The 23,198-nt window shown below is 62.3% G+C and carries 19 protein-coding genes and 2 pseudogenes; 12 read left to right on the forward strand and 9 right to left on the reverse strand.

Going from position 1 to position 23,198, the window contains the following annotated elements; all coding sequences use genetic code 11:
* Window positions 1-113: 113 nt before the first annotated feature.
* A complete protein-coding gene (locus AC1DKY_RS20515) occupies window positions 114-6,140 on the reverse strand; it encodes an autotransporter-associated beta strand repeat-containing protein (protein WP_441605470.1) in 6,027 nt (2,008 codons plus the stop codon).
* Between the two features lie 371 nt (window positions 6,141-6,511).
* Between AC1DKY_RS20515 and AC1DKY_RS20520 the strand changes: the two genes are divergently transcribed.
* Window positions 6,512-7,777: an IS110 family RNA-guided transposase gene (locus tag AC1DKY_RS20520; RefSeq protein WP_441605471.1), complete on the forward strand. Its 1,266-nt coding sequence runs from the start codon at window positions 6,512-6,514 to the stop codon at window positions 7,775-7,777.
* A 95-nt stretch (window positions 7,778-7,872) separates the two neighbouring features.
* On the opposite strand, the gene AC1DKY_RS20525 is transcribed toward AC1DKY_RS20520, so the two are convergent.
* Window positions 7,873-8,748: an SDR family oxidoreductase gene (locus AC1DKY_RS20525; RefSeq protein WP_441605472.1), complete on the reverse strand. Its 876-nt coding sequence runs from the start codon at window positions 8,746-8,748 to the stop codon at window positions 7,873-7,875.
* A gap of 115 nt (window positions 8,749-8,863) precedes the next feature.
* On the opposite strand from AC1DKY_RS20525, the gene AC1DKY_RS20530 reads away from it, so the two are divergent.
* From AC1DKY_RS20530 to bluB, 3 genes are all read left to right on the forward strand, one after another.
* Window positions 8,864-9,751 carry a LysR family transcriptional regulator gene (locus AC1DKY_RS20530; RefSeq protein ID WP_441605473.1) on the forward strand — a complete coding sequence of 296 codons (888 nt, stop codon included), beginning with the start codon at window positions 8,864-8,866 and terminating at the stop codon, window positions 9,749-9,751.
* A 19-nt stretch (window positions 9,752-9,770) separates the two neighbouring features.
* The gene (locus tag AC1DKY_RS20535) at window positions 9,771-9,872 is read left to right on the forward strand and encodes a helix-turn-helix domain-containing protein (RefSeq protein WP_441605474.1); all 102 of its coding nucleotides are present in this window, start codon (window positions 9,771-9,773) and stop codon (window positions 9,870-9,872) included.
* 148 nt (window positions 9,873-10,020) lie between these two features.
* On the forward strand, window positions 10,021-10,683 hold the full coding sequence (gene bluB / locus AC1DKY_RS20540) for a 5,6-dimethylbenzimidazole synthase (protein ID WP_441605475.1): 663 nt from the start codon (window positions 10,021-10,023) through the stop codon (window positions 10,681-10,683).
* Between the two features lie 31 nt (window positions 10,684-10,714).
* Here the strand turns inward: bluB and AC1DKY_RS20545 are convergent.
* Together AC1DKY_RS20545 and AC1DKY_RS20550 are read right to left on the reverse strand one after the other, a co-directional pair.
* Window positions 10,715-11,032, reverse strand: a pseudogene (locus tag AC1DKY_RS20545) (helix-turn-helix domain-containing protein); the annotation flags it as partial.
* 623 nt (window positions 11,033-11,655) lie between these two features.
* Window positions 11,656-11,888 (reverse strand): annotated as a pseudogene (locus AC1DKY_RS20550) (cation transporter); the annotation flags it as partial.
* Window positions 11,889-11,985: 97 nt separating this feature from the next.
* Here AC1DKY_RS20550 and AC1DKY_RS20555 point away from each other — a divergent pair.
* Window positions 11,986-13,194 (forward strand): tyrosine-type recombinase/integrase, encoded by a 1,209-nt coding sequence (locus tag AC1DKY_RS20555; protein WP_441605476.1) that lies wholly within the window; start codon window positions 11,986-11,988, stop codon window positions 13,192-13,194.
* Here AC1DKY_RS20555 and AC1DKY_RS20560 read toward each other — a convergent pair.
* Window positions 13,191-13,397 carry a helix-turn-helix transcriptional regulator gene (locus tag AC1DKY_RS20560; RefSeq protein ID WP_441605477.1) on the reverse strand — a complete coding sequence of 69 codons (207 nt, stop codon included), beginning with the start codon at window positions 13,395-13,397 and terminating at the stop codon, window positions 13,191-13,193. The two genes, AC1DKY_RS20555 and AC1DKY_RS20560, sit on opposite strands and share 4 nt — an antisense overlap.
* Before the next feature lie 102 nt (window positions 13,398-13,499).
* Window positions 13,500-13,760 (reverse strand): hypothetical protein, encoded by a 261-nt coding sequence (locus AC1DKY_RS20565; protein ID WP_441605478.1) that lies wholly within the window; start codon window positions 13,758-13,760, stop codon window positions 13,500-13,502.
* 449 nt (window positions 13,761-14,209) lie between these two features.
* Between AC1DKY_RS20565 and AC1DKY_RS20570 the strand changes: the two genes are divergently transcribed.
* A complete protein-coding gene (locus AC1DKY_RS20570; RefSeq protein ID WP_477180038.1) occupies window positions 14,210-14,497 on the forward strand; it encodes a hypothetical protein in 288 nt (95 codons plus the stop codon).
* A 467-nt stretch (window positions 14,498-14,964) separates the two neighbouring features.
* On the opposite strand, the gene AC1DKY_RS20575 is transcribed toward AC1DKY_RS20570, so the two are convergent.
* On the reverse strand, window positions 14,965-15,525 hold the full coding sequence (locus AC1DKY_RS20575) for a hypothetical protein (protein ID WP_441605481.1): 561 nt from the start codon (window positions 15,523-15,525) through the stop codon (window positions 14,965-14,967).
* Window positions 15,526-16,095: 570 nt separating this feature from the next.
* Window positions 16,096-16,305 carry a hypothetical protein gene (locus AC1DKY_RS20580; RefSeq protein WP_441605482.1) on the reverse strand — a complete coding sequence of 70 codons (210 nt, stop codon included), beginning with the start codon at window positions 16,303-16,305 and terminating at the stop codon, window positions 16,096-16,098.
* A 346-nt stretch (window positions 16,306-16,651) separates the two neighbouring features.
* Between AC1DKY_RS20580 and AC1DKY_RS20585 the strand changes: the two genes are divergently transcribed.
* The 5 genes from AC1DKY_RS20585 (at window position 16,652) to AC1DKY_RS20605 (ending at window position 21,012) form a co-directional block, all read left to right on the forward strand.
* Window positions 16,652-17,248 carry an anthranilate synthase component II gene (locus tag AC1DKY_RS20585; RefSeq protein ID WP_441605483.1) on the forward strand — a complete coding sequence of 199 codons (597 nt, stop codon included), beginning with the start codon at window positions 16,652-16,654 and terminating at the stop codon, window positions 17,246-17,248.
* The gene (gene trpD / locus AC1DKY_RS20590) at window positions 17,245-18,312 is read left to right on the forward strand and encodes an anthranilate phosphoribosyltransferase (protein ID WP_441605484.1); all 1,068 of its coding nucleotides are present in this window, start codon (window positions 17,245-17,247) and stop codon (window positions 18,310-18,312) included. Before AC1DKY_RS20585 ends, trpD begins: the two co-directional genes overlap by 4 nt.
* Before the next feature lie 42 nt (window positions 18,313-18,354).
* Entirely contained in the window at window positions 18,355-19,149 is a 795-nt protein-coding gene (gene trpC, locus AC1DKY_RS20595) for an indole-3-glycerol phosphate synthase TrpC (RefSeq protein ID WP_441605485.1), read from the forward strand.
* Between the two features lie 19 nt (window positions 19,150-19,168).
* On the forward strand, window positions 19,169-19,870 hold the full coding sequence (locus AC1DKY_RS20600; RefSeq protein ID WP_441605486.1) for an HAD family hydrolase: 702 nt from the start codon (window positions 19,169-19,171) through the stop codon (window positions 19,868-19,870).
* 152 nt (window positions 19,871-20,022) lie between these two features.
* Window positions 20,023-21,012, forward strand: a complete 990-nt coding sequence (locus AC1DKY_RS20605) for a bifunctional helix-turn-helix transcriptional regulator/GNAT family N-acetyltransferase (protein WP_441605487.1) — start codon at window positions 20,023-20,025, stop codon at window positions 21,010-21,012.
* Window positions 21,013-21,090: 78 nt separating this feature from the next.
* On the opposite strand, the gene crp is transcribed toward AC1DKY_RS20605, so the two are convergent.
* Window positions 21,091-21,786: a cAMP-activated global transcriptional regulator CRP gene (gene crp / locus AC1DKY_RS20610; RefSeq protein WP_441605488.1), complete on the reverse strand. Its 696-nt coding sequence runs from the start codon at window positions 21,784-21,786 to the stop codon at window positions 21,091-21,093.
* 278 nt (window positions 21,787-22,064) lie between these two features.
* On the opposite strand from crp, the gene speD reads away from it, so the two are divergent.
* Window positions 22,065-22,850: an adenosylmethionine decarboxylase gene (gene speD / locus AC1DKY_RS20615; protein ID WP_019465856.1), complete on the forward strand. Its 786-nt coding sequence runs from the start codon at window positions 22,065-22,067 to the stop codon at window positions 22,848-22,850.
* Window positions 22,851-23,198 lie beyond the last annotated feature (348 nt).

The following is a 23,198-nucleotide window of genomic DNA, read 5'->3' on the forward strand; positions in this document are numbered from 1 at the left end:
TCTGATGCATGGCATCCGTGCATTGGCACCCTCTGCCATGTGCGGCATGCATTCATCGGATCTTGAGCTTTGGCGCGGCCATGGAGTGGCCGCGCCACGGTCATGATGCTGCTTCAGAACACCCAGGTCACGCTCATGCGGGCAGCCTGATCCTTGGCGTGGCTGGCGAACTGGCCGCTGTAGGTGGCGTCCACCGATACGTTCGATGCGATCAGGAAGCTGAGGCCCCCGCTGACGGTTGCCGCATTGCGTGCCACCGGCAGACCCGCGATATCAAACGCGGCGCCACCGGCAACGAAGCGCATGGTATCGGTCCCCGAGGTATCACCCCAGGCATGCTGCCAGCCCAGGCTGGCGTGTGCGTGCAGACCACCTGTGTCGTCCAGCGCAAAACTTCCACGCATGCCCAGCGTGCCAATGCCAAGCGTGCTGTCCTGTGCTGCGACGTCCAGGGCAGCAACGCTGCCGTGCTCACGAATCGCGTCTGTGCGAAGGTGTTCGTAGACCAGGTTGATGAAGGGCGCCAGGCTGGCTCCGCCTCGCGTGAACACATAATCGCCGTCTATGTAGGCCTGCGAGGTGTTGGCGTCATAGGAGCTGCCAGCGGTACCGGAAGAAGGGCCGAGCGGCGTGATCCGGTTGGTGTCCAACTTCTGCCAGCCGTAGATGGCGCCGCCTTGCAGCTGAAAGGCGCCGGCCTCGGTGGCGCCGTACACGCCCACATGCGTGTTGGTGTTGTGCGAGGACGAATTCAGCGTGGCGATGCGCACCGTGCCCTGGCCTGAGCCGATCGCTGCACCCAGGCGGGATACGCCGTCGATGGGTAGATCCGCACCGACCAGCAGCCCGCTGCCGTTCGCCGCAAGATCAGAAGCGTTGCCGTTGCCCTCGTGATTGCCCCAGTGCCCCCATACCGCAGTCCACGCGGTGACGCCGTTGTCGCCGCCGACATCGAGGCCGTTCGCGCGGTTGTCCGTGCCAAGCAGGTGCTGGCCGATCGCCTCGCGCACATAGCGGTCGTCATCCATGATGGCAGTACGGGTGCTGGCGTGGATTTCGCCGGAAAGCCGGTCGAAGGCCTGGCGGGCCGCCGTCGCGTCCAGCGTCACCAAGGCGGTGTAAACCGCATTTTCAAATCCCAGCGGATTGGCGGCGATGGCCACGGCGGTCTGGTTTGGCGTCTGCGCCACGGCGTCGAAACGGATGTCATTGCGCTGCAGCGACAGTTGCACGGCAGTGGCGGTATAGCTGAGCACCGGGCTGAGGAAAGCGAGACTGGAGCGGGCGCCTGCGAATTCGCCGCTCACGCCGCCAGCGGCAGTGAGTATCGTGTAGTCGGTGCGTGGCGCCCAGGTACCCGTCGGCGTCAATGTCACCACGCTGCCGCCAAGGATCGTCGCCTTGCCGACCACGGTCAGTTTGTCCGACGTGCCATCCGGCAACGCGTCGATGACCCACGTGCTGTTCGCGTTCTGCGTGTAATTGCCCTGGATCGTGAGCGTGCCGACGGAGCCGCCTGGCCATAGCGTGCCGTTGTTCACCACGTCGCCGCCGATGGTGCCGTGGCCGCGCAACGTGCCCCCGGCATCCACAACGACGTTGCCGCCGAGGTATGCATCAGGGTGACTCGCATCGCCCACGGCCAGGGTGCCGGCCTGTACGACGGTGCTGCCAGTGAAAGGATTGTTGCCGTTGAACAACAGCGTGCCCGCGCCAGCCTTGGTCAGCGCGCCGTGGCCCACGATGGTGCCCGCGAACGATCCGTCGATATCCTGCGCAAACACCAGCGCCGCGTTGTCCGTGATCCTGCCTTGCAGGCTGCGCGTGTCGCCCTGCAATGTGCCCGCGTCGACCAGGGTGCCGCCGGTGTAGGTGTTGGCTCCGCCGAGAACCAGCGTGCCGCTGCCGATTTGCATCAGCACGCCATGGCCGCTTATCGCGCCGTCGAAGGTGACCAGGTCGCTGCGGTCGAATACCAGTGCACTGCGGTTGTCGACGTTGCCGCTGATCGAGCCGCTGGTACCGCCATCGCCCAACTGCAGCGTGCCGGAGGCGATCGTAGTGCCACCGCTATAAGTGTTTTCGTTGGTGAGGATCGTCGTGCCGGAACCTGCCTGAATCAACGCGCCGGTGCCGGAGATCGCGCCGTTGAAATTCATTGCATCGCTACGGTTGAGGACCAGCATGCCGTTGTCGACTACGTCGCCCATGATCGAGCCGCTGACACCGCCGTCGCCAACCTGCAGTGTGCCGGCGTCGATGGTGGTGCCACCGGTGTACGTGTTGGCGGCGGTGAGCACCAAGGTGCCCAGGTCGGCCTTGGCGAGACCTGCGCTGCCGCTGAGCACGTTGCCGATGGTGGCCGTCATGCCGGCGCCCGCGCTGCTGCCGTCGCCGACGCGTATGAGCGGCGCGGCGCCGCCAGCGCCGACCAGGGTCAGCGTGCCGCCTTTGAGTGTGTACCCGGTGCTGGCGAACTGCATGCCGGTTGCCGTGACGTTGCCGGCGCTGTCGTCCACTGTCACCGCGCCCGGACTGCCGCCGAAGATGGCAAAGCCTGGTTGCGGCTGCATGGGGAGTGTCACGCTGCCGGTCTGATCGGTCCAGTTGGCAGAGGTGACTGTCCACGTGCCGTTGCCGCCGCCCATCTGCGTGGCGCCGGCCAGGCCATTGCCATTCCAGAAGTTCAGCGTCATGCCTGAGGCATTGAGCAGGTTGATCCGCTTGTCGGCACTCAGATACTGAAGGCTGTAGCTGCCGCCGGGCGTGTTGCCGAGGACGACGCCGCCGTTGGTCTGGATCAGGTTGCCGGCATAGCTGAAGAGGTTGTACAGACCAGCGCCCATGCCTCCGGCATCGCTCAGGTTCAACACGGCGCCGTTGAGGGTCAGGTTGCCGCCCACTGCGACGCTGTCGCTTGTCCCGGCATGGTTAAAGTTCGTGCCAGGTGTTGCGAACTCGAAATCGAGCTGGCTGTTCTGCGCAAATGTCGCATTGCCGTCGATGGTGAGGGTGCCTATCGAGGCCCCCGGATCGAGATGCGCACCCGGGGCGACCGTCACGTTGCCGCCGATCGTGCCATGACCGCCAAGCAAGGCGCCGCTGTCCACCTGCACATCGCCGCCAAGCGCCGCGCTGTTGCCGGCAACGCTGCCGATCACCAGGCCACCGGACTGCACCTCGGTGCTACCCGCAAACGCTGCGCTGTCGCCGTCTAGGAAGAGGGTGCCGGTGCCGCGTTGCGTCAGCGCCCCCGACCCGGAGATCACACCGTCGACATGGACGGCATCACTGCGAGCGAACATCAGTGCGCCGTTATTGGCGATATCGCCCGTGATCGCACCCGTGGTGCCGCCCGCACCTATCTGCAGCGTTGTTCCCACGGCGATATCGGTGTTGTCCGCATGGATCGCGCCGGTGACGGTGATGCCCTGGCTATCCGTCAACGCGACGGAACTGGCCGCCAGCGTCCCTACAATCGTCAGTGCAAGCTGGTCGTTGAGGTTGAACTGGCTGGCGCTGACGTTACCCAACGTGGTTATCGCGTTGGCATCGGTCAGCGTGGCGGCGCCCGCCGACTGGACACTCAAGGTGCCTGCGGTGAGCGCGCCGGCGATCTGGAAGAGGTCGCCGCCCGAGGCCAGCACCACCGTCTCGGCAGCCACGTCACCGGCCAGCATCAAATGGCTGGCCGAGCTCAGGTCGATCTCGCCATTGCTGCCGGTCGTTGTCGCCGAAGCGATGTTCAATGTGCCGGCATTGGTGAGCGACACACGGCTGCCGGTGAGCGTCAACGCACCGGTGAAGTCGTTGCCGGCGTCGGTCAGCACGACTGCGCCCGCGCCGCCATCCAAGCTCACCGCGCCGGCACCGGCGGCCTGGGTAATGGCCCCCGTCTGGGTAATGCCCGTGCCCGCCACGCTCAATGTACCGCTTCCTACGGAAGAGGGGCCCAGTGTCAACGCACTCCCGCCATTGGTGAGCACAACGTTGTTGGCGCCGCTGTTGTTCAGGCTTACCGCGCCGACGAAATCGTTGGCGGCTTGGGTCAATGTGATCGCACCGGCTCCGGCGTTGAAGCTCGACGGGCCGGTGACGATGAACGGGCCGCTGGCTGCGATGCCACTGGCGTTGGTGGTTACCGATAACGCGCCATTGATGTTCATGGCGCCAGCGCTGAACGTTCCGCTGGATGTCGAAAGTGCGCCCAGCGACGTGGCGCCACCCACCGCACCGCCAAAGACGATGGCGCCGCTCGTGCTGATATTGAGCGTGTGCGCACCATCGACCGTCGATGCGAAACTGATGGTGCCGCCCGCGGTGCTCGTCAGCGTCGTATCGTTGCCGACGACCAGCGCATCCATATATGTCTGCGCGCCGGTGGTTGTGACGCGGCCATTGAGCGTGGTGCTGCCAGGTGCATCCGTAGTCAGGCTGGCTAATGCCGACGTAGAGCCCACGTCGCCGTTGAAGACGGTGGCGCCGGTGTTTTGCACGACGAGCGCGCCCGCTCCATCGATCGAGCCGTTCAGTGCAAGGAGGCCGTTGGCCTCGATGGTTCCGCCGGCACTGCCGACGATCACATTGCGCGCGATGGCGATATCCGTCGCGGCTTGCAGTGTGCCGCCATCGAGCGTGAGCGTCGCGAATGCAAGGCCGAGATTGGCATCACTCGACACGGACAATGTGCCAGCCTTGACCGTCCACCCTTGATAGTTGGAACCCGCGCCGGTCAGCGTCCAATGGCTCGTGCCGACCTTCTGGAGACTGTCAAAGCCCCAGTACTGTGTGTCCATGCTGGTGACGTCAAAACTGGCATCCGTCGAGCCGCCCAGTGCGAGCGTGTCGCCGCCGTAACTCATCACCAGACCGACGATGGTCGAACCTGACTGCAGTGTCAGCGTGTTACCGCCACCGCTCAACGTGATGGCCGCGGCGCGGTTGCCCGTGCCGGAAAGGCCGCCGGTGATGGTGCCACTATTGGTGACCGATGCACCGCCCAGCAGCTGCAGGCCGACACCGCCCACGCCGGAGCCGCCGCCATTGCCGGCCGACCCCGAGCCGCCATTGATAACACCGGTATTGAGCAGGCTGCCCTGGTTGACGATCGCGCCGGAGCCGCCGTTGCCGCCGAAGTAGGCGTTGCCACCGGCGCCGCCGTTGATGCTGCCGTCATTGGTGATGACGCCACGGTTGGAAAGTACGGCGGCGGCCCCGCTTCCACCCAGACTATTGCCCCCGCTTCCCGCACCGCCGGCAATGCTTGCGCCGGCGACGTTGCTCAGCGTTCCGCCGTCATAGAGAAACACGCCGGCACCACCGCCTCCGGCATCACTGTCACCTGCGGCGCCGCCCGCGATGAGCGCACCACTGGCATTGACGATCGCACCTCCAGCCACGAGCACGACGCCTGCACCGCCACCGCCGGCGCCCCCGTTGTGAACACCGTTGCTCTGGATGGCCGTGCCGCCCTTGCCACCGACGATGGTGCCCGCGTTGCTCAATTGCGCATTGGCAGCGGTCAGCACCAGCGCGCCAGCACCGCCACCGCCGCCGCCCGTACGGTTGCTTCCGCCAGTGCCACCGTTGACTCCCAGGCCGCCTGCGAGGAGGGTTCCACTGGACACTTGGTATGAGCTGGCGCCGGATACCAGGCCGGATGCTCCGTTGCCTCCATCGCTGATGCCTCCGAAGCCGAAGCCGCCGCCACCGCCGCCGCCGCCGGATAAGCCGCTGCCACCGAACCCACCCGTGCTGCCGCTACCGGCCGCACCATCGCCGGCGCCCTGGGTCAGGTAAGCGCCATTGCCGCCAACACCACCGGCTCCTCCGCCACCGCCGCCGCCGCCCGCGATGCCTCCTAAACCGCCATTGCCGCAGTTGCACCAGGGACCAAAGTTGTCACCTCCACCGTTGCCGCCGGCCGTCTGGATATCGCCGGCTAGGGCCATTGCCGGCAGAAGTCCGCCCGATCCCAGGATGAGCATCGAGGCGAGAGGGATGGCCAGCGATCGGCGTGCCGATCGAGGCTGGCTTGGCTGCGACGAGGCGATGCCTCCGCGCGCGCCATGGACGAGCTCGGACGCCACCTGCGGCACCCGCAATGCGCGGTTCCAGACCAACCGATACATGCGATTCATGCGATTTCCCCTGTGCGCCGATGGCGCTGCCCATCACGCGATATGACGGCTTACGGGGAGTAGTGCGCAAAACCACGCAAGAATTGATCATGGCTTTGGTCCGCTTTCGACCCGATATAGGTATTCCGTCCCGTTCTCAGTGACCATGTCACGGTTGCCAGGTAGCTGGCAGCGAGGGCGGGACTTGCACCGGCTAGCTACGAACATTTCGACCCAAACATCCGATGTTCGCCGCTTTGGTTTCGAGCTTGCCGGTGCGCTTGAGCTCCTCAACGAATACTCAGGGCTCGCCGAGCGATCGGCTCGCTATATTGGCTTCGCCGGGCTCGGGCACGCGGGTCTCGTATCGTGATCACGCCACGAGGTGACGTATGCGCACACATCGGGATGACGATTTCACGGCGTTCATTGGCTTGGATTGGGCGGATGCGAAGCACGACGTCTGCCTGCAACCGGCCGGCAGCGACGCGTATGAGTTTGGCACATTCGCCCATCAGCCCGATGCCATCGATGCGTGGGCGCGTGGATTGCATCAGCGCTTTGGTGGGCGCATTGCCATCGCGCTCGAACTGGCCAAAGGACCCGTGGTGTATGCACTGCAGAAGTACGATTTCATCATTCTGTTTCCGATCGATGCCAGCCTGCTGGCCATGTATCGCAAGGCGTTCAAACCCAGTCGGGCGAAGGACGATCCGACCGATGCGCAGCTCGCCCTGGAGCTGATGCGGCGTTACCCGCGCCGCTTCACACCGTTGAAGCCGCAGAGTGTGGCGATGCGCACGTTGGGCTTCCTCGTGGAGCAGCGACGACTGCTGGTCGACGACAAGAAACGCTTGGTCAATCGACTGGGCAACACGCTCAAGCAGTATTACCCCCAGCTGCTCGACTGGTTTGAGCAGCACGATACCGTGGTGTTCTTTGATTTCTTGCGACGTTGGCCCACGCTCGAGCAGGCCAAGCGGGCGCACAAGGCCACGCTTGAGACGTTCTTTCGTGCCCACAACGTGCGCTTTGCCACGGTCATTGCGGATCGCGTGCAGGCGATCCGCACAGCCATGCCGTTGACCGAGGATCCGGCCGTGATCACCACGCATCAGCTGCTGGCTGAGGCCCTGGTCGAGCAGTTGCAGGTGGCACTGCAGGCCATCGAACGGTTCGACGAAGAGATCGCCGTGCTCGCTCCCACGCTTCCCGACTACGCGCTCTTCGAAGCCTTGCCCGGCAGTGGGCCGATCCTGACGCCACGGCTGTTGGCCGCCTTCGGTGACCAACGCGAACGCTTCGCCACCGCAGAGCAACTACAGCGCTATTCCGGCGTGGCACCGGTGACGGAGCGCAGCGGCAAAAAGAGTTGGGTGCACTGGCGGTGGCAGTGTCCGACCTTCGTGCGCCAGACCTTCGTCGAATGGGCCGCGCAGACCATCAACAAGTCCTTCTGGGCCGGCGCCTTTTATCGCCAGCAGCGCGCCAAGGGCTGCCCGCACCAGGTCGCGGTGCGTGCGTTGGCCTTCAAGTGGATCCGCATCCTGCATCGTTGCTGGCTGTCCCACACGCCCTACGATGAGTCGCGCTACCTTATCGCCTTGCAACGTCGTGGCTCGCCCTTGCTCGCCGGCCTGGCTTCGTCCGATAGTTGACGGAACGGCTCAGGGCATGAAGCAGACCCGATAAACTGAGATAAACGAAGTATTCCGAGTGCCACAGGTCGTGGCACTCGGATGACCATACTTGCCTAACGACTCCACATTGACGCGGCTTCCTGGGCAAAGGCACGGTACGAACGGGGAGTGCGGCCGAGGGCTCGAGTGAACCTCGCGAGTTCGTCGTCCGATGCTGCGGCGCCATCCGATTGATAGCGGTCCAGCATCAGGCGCATGTCAAGCGCGTGCCAGGCGGGCATGATGGTCTTCATGCGTTGTTCGACGCCGATGGTGTCGTTGCCACCGTATCGGATCGGCTTGCTCAGCACCTCGCTCCAGATGTTGGCGATGACTGCTCCGGTGAGCACATCGGGCCCGACGACATCGATGGTCTCTCGCGGAAGAGGTTCAGCCGCGCGCTCGCGACTCAGCAACGCGCGGACGGCGATGTCGCCAATATCGCGGACATCCACCATTGAGATGCCCTTGTCGCCGATGGGCATGGCGTAGACGCCTGCCGTTGTTAGCACATCCTTCTGGCGCAGGTCGTTCTGGATGAAATAAGCGGGACGCAGAACTGTCGCTGGCAGGGCGAGTGCGTCAATCATGTTCTCTACCGTGTTCTTGCCCGCAAAGTGAGGCACATCGGCGTAGGCCGCGCCCTTGTATACGGAGAGGTAGACGATGCCTTTGACGCCGGCCTCTTTGGCGGCGGTGAGTGCCTGCATGGCCTGCGTCAGCTCGTCGGCAACGTTGGGGGCCAACAGGAACAGCGTGGAGACGCCGTCCAGCGCTGCACGAAAGCTGTCCAGGTCGCTCAGGTCGCCTGGCACGGCGGTGACTCCCGCGGGCAACCGCGCCTCGGCGGGCGACCGCGTCAATCCACGGACCTCGACACCTGATGCGGTCAACTGCTTCAGGACTTGGGAACCCACGGTTCCCGTACTACCGGTGACCAAGATGCTCATGATGCCAATCCTCGTGATGGGGCGCGGAAGAGCGCCGTGGAATCACGGTAAGGGGTTCCATACTTGCTCGGAAGCCACCAATATCTAGACATTTCGTCTCAAAATCGGAACAGCTATGGACCTCAAAGCCCTGACCGATTTCGCCCTGGTGGCTTCGCACGGCGGGTTTGGGCGGGCAAGCCGCGTCAGCGGGCGCTCGAAGGCCACGTTGTCGCGTCGCGTGACCGAGCTGGAACAAAGCCTGGGTGTGCGCCTGATCGAACGTGGCACCCAGAGCCTGCGGCTGACCGAGGAAGGTCGCGCGCTGTTCGAGCGCACGCAGGGACCGCTTGCGGAAATCGCCGAAGCCCAAGAGGTCGTCACGTTGGGCGCATCCACGCCCCGAGGGCGGCTTCGTGTGAGCGCGCCCGTTGTGCTGGCACATGTCGCCTTGGGGCAAGTAGCAGCGCGCTTCGCGTTGGCCTACCCAGACGTGCAGCTGGAAATCGACGTCGACGACCGCAAAAGGGACCCCGTCGAAGATGGCTTTGACCTCGTCATACGCGTCAATCCATCGCCTGACGAACGGCTCGTGGGGCGGCGCATCCTTGATGACCAGCGGTGGGTCGTGGCGCATCCGCAGATAACCATGCCCGCAGTCGACGCGGACACCGCGGTGCCCGGCGTCATCTACTCACGCACGCCCGACGATCTTGCATGGCAATTCCATTCGCCCGCCGGCGAGCCTTTGAACCTGAGCGTGCGTGAAGCCTTGCGGCTTTCGTCATTGCTGATGGTTCACGAGGCCGTGCGGGCTGGCGCAGGCGTCGCCATGTTGCCAAAGCTCTTGGTCGAAGAGGATGTCCGCTCGGGCAAGTTGGTCCACTGGGGAACCGATGACCGTCCACCGGTGGAGATCTGGGCACTTCGAAACTCGCGTCGCCTGGTCGGTGCCAAAGTGAGGGCATTTCTTGACGTGCTAGAGCAGGCGTTTCCGAGGTGCGAGTTTGTGCCGCCCGAGTAAGGGCTTTTCATGCGTTTTGGTGGCGAGCCATGGCATCCGCGCCGTCGCCGTCTTGCTGGGGCGCGCGCCTTCGACCATCAGTCGTGAGATTGCGCGCAATGGTGGGGCGCTGAAGGCATGAATTTTGGCGTTTCGACGCGCAAGCGTCGCGTCTGCTAGCCTTTCGCCGCCATCCGCCATCCGCCATCCGCCATCCGCCATCCGCCACCCGCCACCCGCCACCCGCCACCCGCCACCCGCCACCCGCCACCCGCCCGAAGCCTGCACATATGAGACGCTACACCGACAGCGATATTGCAGCCGTCTATCGCGTTATCGAAGAACGTCGCGACATGCGGCACTTTCTTTCCGGTGGCCTGGATCCGGCTCTGCTCGGGCGTTTACTTCGGGCGGCGCATCTCGGGCCGAGCGTGGGTTTCATGCAGCCGTGGCGCTTCATTCGCATTACGGACCAGGAGCTTCGGCAGAGCGTCTATCGTCTGGTGGATGAAGAGCGCCGGCTTACCGCCGTGGCGCTCGGTGAACGCCAGGACGATTTCATGCGGCTGAAGGTGGAAGGCGTGCTGGAATGCGGCGAGCTACTAGTCGCCGCCTTGATGGACCGCCGAGAGGCGCACGTTTTTGGCCGGCGCACGATGCCTGAAATGGATCTGGCGTCCGTCGCGTGCGCCATTCAGAACCTCTGGCTCGCAGCGCGCGCCGAAGGCGTCGGCATGGGGTGGGTGTCGTTGTTCGATCCCGCACAGCTAGGGCAATTGCTGGCGCTTCCGCTCGGCGCCCGCCCGGTCGCTGTATTGTGCCTGGGTCACGTGGGCGAGTTCTACAGCGAACCCATGCTTCAACAGCAGAAATGGGCCGAGCGCCAACCGTTGGAAACCATGGTCTTCGAGAACCGATGGCGCAACGACGAAGAAGGTTCGCCTTCGGGATGACGCCGTAGGTTCATGCCGCTTGCGGCGTGGCCTTGCAACCATCGTTTAATCCCTCGCGCCCCCAGGCCTGCTGGTCAGCGCGGCTAGCTCGATAGTGATCCTTCCCACCGTTGCGTCGGATCTCCCGGCTGATGGTCGACGGCGCCTGATTCAGTCGCGTGGCGACAGCACGGATCGATTGGCCAGCCATCAACGCCCTTGAAATCTCTTCGCGCTCGGCCAGCGTCAGCACTCGCTCGGACCGATGGCGCACCGCGGGTCGGATGCCGCCGGTCTCCGACAGAATCCGGCGAACCGCAGAATGGTGTCGGTGTAGCGAATCTTCAGTCGTTGGGACATCTTGCAACACTCCCGCTGCTCGCGCAGTCTTTAGTGTGTTGCAACGACCGGCTGAAACCGCAACCCGAAGCAGACTCGTGCGCCTACGTCGGCTACGCGGATCCCAGCTCCATGCAAGCGAGCATGGCTTCTCTAGCCAACGCCTGACGTTCTCTTAGTTTGTTGCTCACCATGTAGCGCACTAGCGACATCGCCCCTGAGCCGTGTTTGCCCGGTAAGCCTGTTCCTCGTCGCAGCCCTGGTGGCGAGCCGCTTGGCCACCAAGCTGGCCAGCCAGGTGGAGTCCTTGCGCACGGCTCATGCCCAGGCACGCGCCTTGCTCGCGCTGGGACAAAGGCTTTCCACCAGTACGGATGCCGAGGGCATCCGTCGCGTGGGCGCCGCCGCCCTGGCCCATGTCATGCGATGCGAGGTGGCGGTGTTGGCGCGCGACGCGAGCCAGGTGTTGCGCGTAGTGGCGTCGTCGCCGCGCGATTTTGACCTGACCTCGCAGGACCTGGGCGCGGCCGAGTGGAGCGAGAAACACTCGGAACAAGCGGGCCGTTTCACCGACACGCTCAACGCGGCGCCCTGCTGGGTGTTGCCGCTGGGCAGCGACGACAACCACCTCGGCGTGGCGGCATTGCGCCTGCCGGCAGGGCAGGGCGAGCCGTCCACCGACGAACGCAGCCTTGCGCTGACCATGGTGCAGGACATCGGCCATCCATCTCGGCATCAAGCAGAACGCGGCCGGACTGCTTGATCAGGCTATCGGCCCATTGTGCGACCAGCACGGAGCCGACGAAACCCATGACGGGATCCAGCCAGCTGATGTTGAGGAACTTGCCGCCCAACAGCGCCAGGATCGCCAGGACTGAGGTGGCAGCGTGGGGGGGGGGCGGGCAAGATGGCGGTAAGTTGGTGTCCACTTTCTACCCGAGGTGAATTTATTATTGGACCCATCGACCTCATGTGTGCACACGGATGGCCATTAACGAAGCGAAGATTCGCGCAGCGAAGCCGCGGGAAAGCCTTTACAAGATTTCGGACACCGGTGGCCTCTATCTTGCGGTTACGCCGAAAGGCGCCAAATTGTGGCGGTATAAGTACCGTTTGGATGGGCGGGAAAACATCTTCTCGGTAGGTAAGTATCCAGCCACTGGCATTTTAGAAGCCCGGCGCAAGCATGCTGAGGCTAAGGAGCGCGTGATGAGGGGCGAGCACCCCTTAGCCATGCTCAGGGCAGAAGCGGCCGCCAGAGAACTGGCGGAGGCGATGACATTCAGAGTGATCGCTGAAGAGTGGTACGCCAAGAAGATAGAAGCCCAAGCTTGGACGCCATATTACGCGGCGCAGGTCCGAGCAGGTCTCGATGGCGATTTACTTCCGGCGCTGGGGTTACTCCCGATCGGTGCAATCACGCCGATGGATGTTCTTGACCTTCTAACCCGCGTCGTGCATCGCGGGGCGCCGACGGTAGCCATCAATTTACGTCAGTGGGCGTCTCAGATCTTTCTCTTGGCGGTGCGATCAGGGCGGTGCAGTTCAGACCCGGCCGCCCCGCTCAAGGGAGTGGTATTGAGGCCGCCCGTGCAGCATGCGAAAGCACTCGTGCGCGGTGACATTGGTCTGCTCATGAACCGGATCAGCGCATATGGCGGTGTACTCTCAACAAAATGCGCGTTGCAGCTGATGGCGTACACTTTTGTCCGTACTGTGGAGATGCGCAAGGCTGAATGGTCCGAATTTGATCTCGAGAACATGGTGTGGACGATTCCTGCGGCCAAGATGAAGAAAAGGCGGGTCCATTTGGTTCCTATATCTGCGCAAGTCAAGCGAGTCCTCGATGAATTACGTCTGCTCACAGGCGCTGGTCAGTTTCTCTTTCCCAACATCCGTCGACCCCGTGACATGATGGGCGCAACCACAGTCAACCGCGCGCTCGAACGCATGGGCTATGCCAGCAGCAAGGTGACCGGTCACGATTTTCGAGCCACAGCCTCGACTATGCTGTATGAAAAGGGCTATCGCGAAGAGGTGGTGGAAATGCAGCTAGCACACGTCGAACAGAAGAAGACGAAGCGCTCATACAACCACGCGAAGTATCTAGAAGAGCGACGCCATATGATGCAGTGGTACGCCGATGAGCTCGACGCGATCGCGGCCGCGTATTCCGCCGACGTCGTCGCTTAGGTTTCTTCTGGGTTGAGAATACGGTTTATAACGCGTGTGACCGCAATCTCGGACCAGCGTGATGCTGTTCCGAATTTGCCCGGTCGGGGAAACTCTCCGGCCTTAATCATTGCGTAGATCTTGGTCTTTCCCAGGCCAGTACGCTCCTTGACTTCTTCTATGGTCAGTCCGCGGTCAAATTCTTTCTGCTGATCCTGTTGCATGGTCCCGTCCTAGAGGTTGCTAGAGAGGTTGGATTTTGGATGTGGCAGTCGCCGTTACACATTCAATTCGTAGGTGGCAATTCTGTGGGACAGCCCGGATGCTCACCTTTCGCATCGTTGTCCGGTGATTACAAAGCTGGCTTCTGAGATTGCCCGGTCCATCCGGTCGATGACGCTCGCTAATAGCTCAGAAACGTCTCCTCCACTTAGCATCTGCGCATGCAGCCCGGCGGTGATGGCGGCGTTGGCAGCAGACAGCGCAACTCCTGCGGATCGAAGTTCCTGGAGGCAGGCGTTGATGGGTGCAGTGCGCAGAATCTCTGCGCACGAGGTCACACGCCCATTCGTTTGGCGATTGATCATGGTGTAGATCCCGATCGAGTTTTGTCCGCTGACTTACCGCCAAGCAGGGTGACGGACGACGCAGGTTTGGCGGACCGAGGATCGGGAAACCCGGCGAACCCGAAGGCTCCCCTGCGCCGTCCGCCATAAAGACGGAGCGCATGGCTTGCAGGTGACTGAAAACAATCGACGGAGTATTCAAGTCGACTGATCGCAGGGTACAAAGATCTGTCGGACCGCCAAGCCCGGTAGCCAATTTTGTGGCGACGGCCTAAGCATCTCTCCGCTTGAAACAGTGTGTCAACGGTTGTTAGAGCTTTTTTCGCCGTGCCATTCTGCAGCTTTCAACCTGGTTGCCGCTTGAAGGTCAAACAGAAAATACAGCCTTCTGCTTTCAAGCGTAGTGTCACACTTTGGTTTGTATTTCTAGGATACAGATGCTTAGGGAGGTGGGGCGATGCAATAGGCGTGTGGCTGACGCGCTTCCGAAGAAGCGCTTTGATGCCTTCATCTTGCTGGTAAAACTTGCCCCGTTTACCGCAGAAGAGATCGCTATGGCGCGATCCGCAAACGGCCGATTTGAGACGCGAGTGATATTGCTGACCGCTAAGGAGCTTGAGCCATACCTGTTTTATCTTCGTCATGAAGATGAAGCGATTCGGCACCGTGGATCTTTTCCGGAAGACTTGGCGGAAATCACTTCGCTCTTATATTTCCCCGCCGGGGCTGCTGATGCGGAAGAGGGGGAAAACCGCTGAGGCGGTCAACTATCCTTTTGCTTGGCAACTAGCTCGTGCTGATAGTAGGCGTCTATGGGGTCCTCCAGGATGGCGTACACGCCCCCCAGGTGCTTGGGATCTGGATCCAGCCATGCGTCAAGGTTTTCTGGCCGAATAGGGATGATGCATCGCTCGTGCCCGGCGGCGAGCACCTCCGGTGGCGGATCTCGCGTAACCCATCGGCTCCTCTAGCCCGTAATTTGGATCGGTGGGCCAATGGCCGATAACGATGCCGGTTTTGGACAGCGGCGCACCATTGGCATCGACACCTGCATCGTCGATTTGAATCCATGTACCGCCTGGTTGCTCGAAAATCCTCGGATCGTTCTTACTGAAGTGAGGTAGGTTGTGCAGGGCCGGCCTCAGGAAAAAGTCCACTCTGACCCGGTTTCACGGTTTCAGCTGGATTTGGGACAACAAAACGCCCGCATAGAGCGGGCGTCTTCTTATGCTATTTGACCTGGCTGCCAATCGAATTGACGTGCAACAACCTCCACGTACTCATCATGGCCAAGAAGTATGTAATGACGCCATTGACTCGCATCCAATCCAAGCTCCTTGATCCAGCTCGAATCCCCCACCTCGTACATCCTTGGATCAGGACAAAATCCGGTTGCCTTCCACAAGCTCCCCACTCTCGACACGGATTGTTCTGCTGTTTCTCCACTGTCAATGCCACTCGGCACATTTGACCAGTCATAACGTTGCTCAGAGATAACCTCAAGATCGGAAACCGCCGGCAAAATTCGCGCTTGACTTACCTCTTCAAACAACACTTTCACGAGTCTGTGCGCTGCTCCACTCATAGAGTTGGATCGAACAAACTCTCCAGGATCACGAACAACAAACGGCGCGACTGTGTTTGAGCCAATCTCCAACTCGAAGAATCCGATAAATGTTGCCGCCGCCGGCTGCTCTTGTTCGCTCAACTCCATACGCAAGTAAGGAACCGAGGGGCTAATCATCCAAGGAACTCGGACAGGAAACAAAACTCCAAGCGTGCTCATCCTCACTGCGCTCCCGGCACTTCAATCACCCTCAGTATTGTAAGGTCGCTCTGACTCGGTGTAACTGGGACGCGTGGCCCCGGCAGCGGTGCATCAGGCAGTAATGACGTCTCTCGAAGTCTCAGCAGAAGCTCTCGCGACGGCTGAATGATGCTTAGGCGGCAGCGATAGCGTGAGCTGTCCAGGCCGAGGGCGACGAAAAGCGCCCGCCGAAGTCGTCTCCGAAAAAGGTAATTTTGGTAATCAGTACCCCCAATCATGACTTAAGTACCTGATTTTACTAGTATAAACTGGATTTCCTCGAAAGGTAATTTCGGGGTGACAAAAATTACCTTTCTATATAAGTGATTGATTGGATGGGGAAAAAAATAGAAAAAAATTACCTTTATGTAGGGTAATCAGATTACCTTTAATTACCCTCGGATTACCTTTTGTCCTTCCTGCTAATGCCTTGTCTGGAAAGGAAAAACAAGCAAATTCCCGGAAAAATTACCAAAATTACCTTTTTCCGACGATGCCACCCATTGGGGCAATATATAGCGCTTTGTGTCCGTTGTTGTCCGTGGTCGTTCACTCTCCCGATGCGACCAGCGCGGCCTGGATCTCGGCCACCTGCTGGCGAATGGTGTCCGATAGCGCGGCCACCAGAAGTTCGATGTGGTCGGGATCCACGCTACCCATCTTGAGGCCAGCCACCATACCGGCGGTCAGGCTGTCCATCGCGTCCACGTGACGCTGGACGCGCTCAATCATGGCCAGGATCTTCTTGTTGCTAGTCATTCCAGGTGTTCCCTCGGCTCCTTCGACAAAAGCCGCACGCCTCTCCGGCGCCGGCATGCGCTGTATCGGCAGATTGCGCGAACCTGTCTGCTGCGGCGCGACAACCGAGCCAGCTAGAATGGCCGCTTGTTGCGGTCGGGCCAGTCATCGGCTTGCACCTCATACCTCTACGCTGCCGCTACAGTGCAACGTCTGGGCCACAACCGTTCGCCGCCGAAATGGGCACAAACGGGGATTCCGAGACGACCTTCTGACGGGGTGAGAATCGCGATTGGGGGTATCGTTGGGGGTATCGATGACGGTCGGCACAAAAATAATTCAATCAATTTAATGAGATAGGCCGACTATGCTTCTCATGATCGACAACTACGACAGCTTCACCTTCAACCTCGTGCAGTACCTGGGCGAGCTGGGCCAGGCGGTGAAGGTGGTGCGCAACGATGCGCTGGACGTAGCCGGCATCCGGGCGCTCAAGCCCTCCCACATCATGATTTCGCCGGGCCCCGGCACGCCGGACGATTCGGGCGTGTCGCTGCAGGTGCTGAGCGAGCTGGCCGGTGAGATCCCCGTGTTCGGCGTGTGCCTGGGTCATCAGGCCATCGGCCAGGTGTTTGGCGGCAAGGTGATCCGCGCCAAGCAGATCATGCACGGCAAGACGTCACCGGTGCGTCACCGCGGCCAGGGCGTGTTCGCCGGGCTGCCCGATCCGTTCGAGGCGACGCGCTATCACTCGCTGGTGGTGGAGCAGGAGTCGTTGCCCGACTGCCTCGAAGTGACCGCCTGGACGGAAAACGCCGACGGCAGCATCGACGAGATCATGGGCCTGCGCCACAAGACGCTGAAGGTCGAAGGCGTGCAGTTCCATCCCGAATCCATCCTCACCCAATACGGCCACGACTTGTTGCGCAACTTCCTCGGCCTGCCGTTGAAGCTCGCGGCATGAACGTGGCAGGCAACGTGGGGCGTCGCGTCACCATCACGCCGCAGGAAGCGCTACAGCGCACCATCGAGCATCGCGAGATCTTCCACGACGAAATGATCGAGCTGATGGGGCAGATCATGCGCGGCGAAGTGAGCCCGCTGATGACCGCCGCCATCATCACCGGCCTGCGTGTGAAGAAGGAAACCGTGGGCGAGATCACCGGCGCGGCGCGCGTGATGCGCGAGCTGTCGGCGAAGGTGGAACTGCCTGCGCACGAGCACTTCGTCGACATCGTCGGCACCGGTGGCGATGGTGCCTCGAGCTTCAATATTTCCACCACCTCGATGTTTGTTGCCGCCGCCGCCGGTGCGCGCGTGGCCAAGCATGGCGGTCGCAGCGTGTCGTCCAAGTCGGGCAGCGCGGATGTGCTCGAAGCGCTGGGCGCAGTGATCGATCTGCCGCCCGCAAAAGTGGCCCAATGCATGCAGGAAGTCGGCATCGGCTTCATGTTTGCGCCCAACCATCATCCTGCGATGAAGGTGGTGGCGCCGGTGCGCAAAGAGATGGGCGTACGCACGCTGTTCAATATCCTCGGACCGCTGACCAATCCGGCCGGTGCGCCGAATATTTTGATGGGCGTGTTCCATCCCGATCTGGTCGGCATCCAGGTGCGCGTGCTGCAGGCGCTGGGCGCGAAACACGCGCTGGTGGTGTGGGGGCGCGACGGCATGGACGAGATCTCGCTGGGCGCGGCCACCCTGGTGGGCGAGCTGCGCGACGGTGAAGTGCGCGAATACGAAGTGGAGCCGGAAGATTTCGGCCTCGCCATGGCGTCCAGCCGCAATCTGCGCGTTGAGAATGCGGAAGAATCGCGTGCCATGCTGCTCGAGGCCCTGGAGGGGCGTCGTGGCGTGCCGCACGACATCGTGTGCCTCAATGCGGGCGCTGCGCTGTACGCTGCCAATGTGGTGGATTCCATCGCCGCAGGCATCGAACTCGCACGCTCAACCATCGCCAGCGGCGCTGCTCGTGCAAAAATGGACGCCTTCGTCGCCGTCACACGGCGTCTGGCGGAAGCGTCCTGACGCTCACGCTACTTTCATCCCCTTTCCCCGCAAGCTTTTGCCATGACCGACATCCTCCAGCGCATCCTCACCCGCAAGACTGAAGAAGTGGCCGAACGCAGCGCCAGGCTGCCGCTGGCAGAACTGTCCTCGCGCGTGGCCGATCTGCCGGAAACCCGCGGTTTTGCGGCCGCGATCGAGGCGAAGGTGGATGCCGGCCAGGCCGCTGTCATCGCTGAAGTGAAGCGCGCGAGCCCGAGCAAGGGCCTGATCCGTCCGGATTTCGATCCCGCCGCGATCGCGCGCAGCTACGAGCAGGGCGGTGCCGCCTGCCTGTCGGTGCTCACCGATAAGGATTTTTTCCAGGGCAGCGAAGATTTCCTGCAACAGGCGCGCGACGCCTGCTCGCTGCCGGTGCTGCGCAAGGATTTCGTGATCGACCCGTACCAGGTGTACGAAGCGCGCGTGATCGGCGCGGACTGCATCCTGCTGATCGTGGCGGCGCTGAGCGACTCCGCGCTGCTGGATCTGTCGATGCTGGCGGCCGAGCTCGATCTGGACGTGCTGTGCGAAGTGCACGACGCCGAAGAGCTGGAGCGCGCGCTTGCGCTGCCGGTGCCGCTGATCGGCGTGAACAACCGCAATCTGCGCACCTTCCACACCTCGCTCGATACCTCGCTGGAACTGCAGCAGCTGATGGAATACGACCGCATTCTGGTCAGCGAATCGGGCATCCACACGCCCGACGATGTCGCCACGCTGCGCGAGGCGGGCATCAACGCCTTTCTCGTGGGCGAAGCCTTCATGCGCGCCAACGATCCGGGCGCGGAACTGAAGCGCCTGTTCGCCACGGCCTGAGTCTCAGGCAGGTCGACGCATGAGCACAGGGGAAACTGGTCTGGAGTCGGCAGCGGCGGAAGCAGCCGTGGCCGCGCCGCGCACGGTGTTGTTTGATTTCGATGGCGTGCTGATTCACGGCGACGCCTTTTATCTGTTCATGCGCGAGCGCTTCCAGCGCTCGTGGCTGCGCAAGTTCGGCGCCTTGCTGGCGCTGCCGTGGATGCTGCTGGTGGTGCCGTTTTCGCGTCGTCTGGCCGAGCGCGCGCTAGTCCATGTGGGTCTGATGGGTCTCAACGAGCGTCGCTACCGCCTGGCGGCCGAAGCGTTCGGTGCAAGCCTGACGCGTCGCCCCAAGCAATTTTGCCGCGACGGCCTGAACGCCTTGCGCCGCCATCAGGCCGCGGGCGACCGCGTCATCGTGGTCACCGGCTGCGAGCACGTGCTGGTCAGCCACATCCTGTCTCAGCTGGGCCTGGGCGAAGTGGACGTGCTGGCTTCGCAGCTGCGTCCCGGACCGCTGGGCATGCGCGTGAAGCTGCACAATGTGGGTCGCCGCAAACCCGCGCAGCTGGCGGCTTTCGGGGTTGGCGAGTGGCATGTGGCCTATAGCGACTCGCTGGTCGATGCCCCCATGCTCAAGCCTGCCGCGGAAGCCGTCCTGGTCAACGGCACGCCCAAGCTCTGCAAGAAGCTGGAGCGGGCACTGGGTCGCACGATTACCCGCGTCGACTGGTTCTAACCCACAGCTCGTTGTGGGAGCGCACCCTGTGCGCGACACCAGGTTGCGACACGTTGCCGACAAGGGCAGTCGCGCACAGGGTGCGCTCCCACAAGGGAAGGGGCTTCGCGACGCGCGTTGATATCTACTCATCATGGTTCGAGGGTTGTCGGATGTATCTCCCTACGCTCGCCCAGCTGGCGCTCGGCAGCCGGCTCAAGTCGCTCAGCGACCACTTCTACACGGCCGTCGACGAGGTCTACCGCACCTGCGGAGCCGGCGTCGAATCGCGCTGGTTCCCGGTACTGCGTTTCCTGTGGGAGAACGGCGAGACGACCGTCAGCGACGTGGCCCAGGCCATCGGGCAAACCCATTCGGCCGTGAGCCAGCTGGCCGACAAGCTGGTCGATGCCGGCCTGGTCTGCCGCAACAAGGATGCCCAGGATGGTCGCCGCAGCCTGCTTGGCCTTACCGCCAAGGGACGTACCGACCTATCCGCGCTGGGGCCGATCTGGGTCGCGGTGCGCCGTGGCATCGTCAAATCCTTGGGCGAGCAGGAACTGGAGGCTTTGCTCAATGCCCTGGCTGCCACCGAGGCGGCCGTGCAGGATCGTCCCGTGGTCGACGCCATGCTGGCCGAATATGCGGCGCTGACCACCGCGGTACTGGAAGTGGTGTCCTACGAGCCGGCCCTGAAAGAGCATTTCTACCGCCTCAATGCGCAGTGGCTGGAGCGCCATTTCCGCATCGAGGAGATCGACCGTGAGATGCTGGGCGACCCTGAGCGCCACGTGCTGGCGACGGGTGGGGCGATCTTCTTTGCGCGCCTCGCCGGCGAGGTCATCGGCACCTGCGCGCTGCTGTGCGAATCGCCGGGCGTCTATGAGCTGTCCAAGATGGGCGTGGACGAGACCTTCCGCGGCATGGGCGCCGGGCGTGTGCTGCTGGCTGCCGCCATCGCCGAATTCCATCGCCGCGGCGGCCACGAACTATTCCTGGAATCCAACAGCCGCCTCAAGACTGCGCTGCGCATGTACCAGCAGGCCGGTTTCGTGCTGCAGCCATCGGTGCGCGCCGGCTCGCACTACGAGCGGGCGGACGTGTACATGATCTACCAGCCGGAACATCGCCAGGTCGCCAAGGCGGGCGCCCCCCGGGGCTGAGTCCGGCTGCGGCAGGCTGGAAACAAAGAAACCCGGCCGAGGCCGGGTTTCGTCGTCTGGGCGAAGCCCGGATGAGGCTTAGCGCGTGCCGCGCACCACGATGGTCTTGCCGGCCACGTCGATCATGCGCTGTTCCTCGAGCTGCTTGAGCACGCGACCCACCATCTCGCGGGAACAGCCCACGATGCGGCTTACTTCCTGGCGGGATATGCGGATCTGGGTGCCTTCCGGGTGGGTCATCGCATCAGGCTCCTGGCACAGGTCCAGCAGCGTCTTGGAGATGCGGTTGGTCACGTCCATGAAGGCCATGCGGCTGACCTGGCGCGAGGTGCGCAGCAGACGGTGCGTCAGCTGGGAACCGATGGCGAACAGGATCTTCGGGCATTCCTCGCGGAGCGGGCCTTCCAGCAGCTGGAACAGGCGCTCATAGCTGATCTCGGCCATCTCGCAAGCGGTGCGGGTGCGCACCATGGACTCGCGCTGTGCCTGCTCCACGAACAGGCCCATCTCACCGATGAACTGGCCCCGGCTCAGGTACGCCAGGATCAGTTCGCGGCCTTGCTCGTCCTCCGTGCAAACGGCCAAAGAGCCGTCCACGATGTAATAAAGCGTGTTGGCCGGGTCGCCCGGACGAATGATGGCGGTCTTGCCCGGGTAGCGTCGGCGATGGCAAAGCGCAAGAAATCGCTCCATCGACGCCGGATCCGGAGCGAAATTCGCTGGCGCCTGTGACCGTTCAAAAGCCTGCTGTAGCTGATATTTGAGTTGCGCCACGTGAGATCCCGTTGATTCAAAACGGGGGCCGCAAGCGTCCCCCGGTAGTCCAAACCTTACCCCTCCGGGCATTATGGCAAACTAACCTGAGCTTCCGGAGGTTCAGTTTTCCTTTTTTTTGCCGCATACTTCACGGTCTTTCGGACGCGATCCCTTTGTCGCGCTCCCGTCACAAGGGTCGTGGAAGCTTCGGGCTTTCACGTCGAATTATCCAGCGGGGACCCTTGTAGCTAACCCGCCTCTGCTGCTGGCCCCATCCCCGGCCATGGAGAGTCGTTGTGGTTAAACCGCTTCCGCGCCTGCGTTTGCAAGGCTTCAACAATCTGACGAAGGCCCTGAGCTTCAACATCTACGACATCTGCTATGCGGTGTCCGAAGAGCAGCGCCAGCGTTATATCGAATACATCGACGAGCAGTACGACGCCGATCGCCTGACCCAGATCCTGACGGATGTGGCCGAAATCATCGGTGCCAACATCCTGAACATTGCACGCCAGGACTACGATCCGCAAGGCGCATCCGTCACCATCCTCATTTCCGAGGAGCCGGTGGTGGAAAAGCTCGGCCGCGACACGATCTCCGACGCGGTGGTCGCGCACCTGGACAAGAGCCACATCACCGTCCACACCTACCCGGAAACGCACCCGCACAACGGCATTGCGACCTTCCGCGCGGACATCGATGTCGCCACCTGCGGCGTGATCTCGCCGCTGAAGGCCCTGAACTACCTGATCGACAGCTTCGAATCGGACATCGTCATCGCCGACTACCGCGTGCGCGGCTTCACGCGCGACGTGAAGGGCAAGAAGCATTTCATCGATCACAAGATCAACTCGGTGCAGGACTACCTGGCCAAGCACATCCGCCAGAAGTACGAGATGTTCGACGTGAACGTGTACCAGGAAAACATGTTCCACACGAAGATGCACATCAAGGACTTCGACCTTGATACGTATCTGTTCGAGGCGCATGCGGATGACCTCTCGTTCAAGGAGCGCCAGCGGATTGAGTCGCTGTTGAGGCGCGAGATTGAGGAGTTGTTCCACGGTCGCAACCTGATGTGACGAAAAAACCCCGCCGAAAGGCGGGTTTTTTTTATGGCTCGTATCGCGGTCTAGAGCGGTGTTTGGCCTTTGACTGTCATCCCGGCGCAGGCCGGAGGCGCTTTTCAACAGCCGCATGGCTGGTCATCCAGAGCCTCGGTTTCTGGTTGCCGCCTCCCCGCCAGCGTGCCGCCTACGACGCGAAGCTAGTCCCTGTGGGACGCGGCGGGCGTTTCGATCGGCTGCCGCCGCTCGAGTCACTTTTCTTTTGCTGGCCCAAAAGATCCCACGGGACTAGCTTCGCGTCGAAAGTAACCCAAAGAAAATGGCCTGATAACGCCCGCAGCATCGTGTTGGGATAAGCCCGAA

It is taken from the genome of Dyella sp. 01N448, from assembly GCF_056399225.1.

Excerpts from the sequence above, each read along its gene's own strand:
- AC1DKY_RS20515 (WP_441605470.1), bottom strand. The coding sequence starts at position 6,140 with ATGAATCGCATGTATCGGTTGGTCTGGAACCGCGCATTGCGGGTGCCG.
- AC1DKY_RS20520 (WP_441605471.1), top strand. The coding sequence starts at position 6,512 with ATGCGCACACATCGGGATGACGATTTCACGGCGTTCATTGGCTTGGAT.
- AC1DKY_RS20560 (WP_441605477.1), bottom strand. The coding sequence starts at position 13,397 with ATGCAACAGGATCAGCAGAAAGAATTTGACCGCGGACTGACCATAGAA.
- AC1DKY_RS20530 (WP_441605473.1), top strand. The coding sequence starts at position 8,864 with ATGGACCTCAAAGCCCTGACCGATTTCGCCCTGGTGGCTTCGCACGGC.
- AC1DKY_RS20555 (WP_441605476.1), top strand. The coding sequence starts at position 11,986 with ATGGCCATTAACGAAGCGAAGATTCGCGCAGCGAAGCCGCGGGAAAGC.
- bluB (WP_441605475.1), top strand. The coding sequence starts at position 10,021 with ATGAGACGCTACACCGACAGCGATATTGCAGCCGTCTATCGCGTTATC.
- AC1DKY_RS20605 (WP_441605487.1), top strand. The coding sequence starts at position 20,023 with ATGTATCTCCCTACGCTCGCCCAGCTGGCGCTCGGCAGCCGGCTCAAG.
- trpC (WP_441605485.1), top strand. The coding sequence starts at position 18,355 with ATGACCGACATCCTCCAGCGCATCCTCACCCGCAAGACTGAAGAAGTG.
- AC1DKY_RS20525 (WP_441605472.1), bottom strand. The coding sequence starts at position 8,748 with ATGAGCATCTTGGTCACCGGTAGTACGGGAACCGTGGGTTCCCAAGTC.
- AC1DKY_RS20600 (WP_441605486.1), top strand. The coding sequence starts at position 19,169 with ATGAGCACAGGGGAAACTGGTCTGGAGTCGGCAGCGGCGGAAGCAGCC.
- AC1DKY_RS20575 (WP_441605481.1), bottom strand. The coding sequence starts at position 15,525 with ATGAGCACGCTTGGAGTTTTGTTTCCTGTCCGAGTTCCTTGGATGATT.
- trpD (WP_441605484.1), top strand. The coding sequence starts at position 17,245 with ATGAACGTGGCAGGCAACGTGGGGCGTCGCGTCACCATCACGCCGCAG.
- AC1DKY_RS20580 (WP_441605482.1), bottom strand. The coding sequence starts at position 16,305 with ATGACTAGCAACAAGAAGATCCTGGCCATGATTGAGCGCGTCCAGCGT.
- AC1DKY_RS20585 (WP_441605483.1), top strand. The coding sequence starts at position 16,652 with ATGCTTCTCATGATCGACAACTACGACAGCTTCACCTTCAACCTCGTG.
- AC1DKY_RS20565 (WP_441605478.1), bottom strand. The coding sequence starts at position 13,760 with ATGATCAATCGCCAAACGAATGGGCGTGTGACCTCGTGCGCAGAGATT.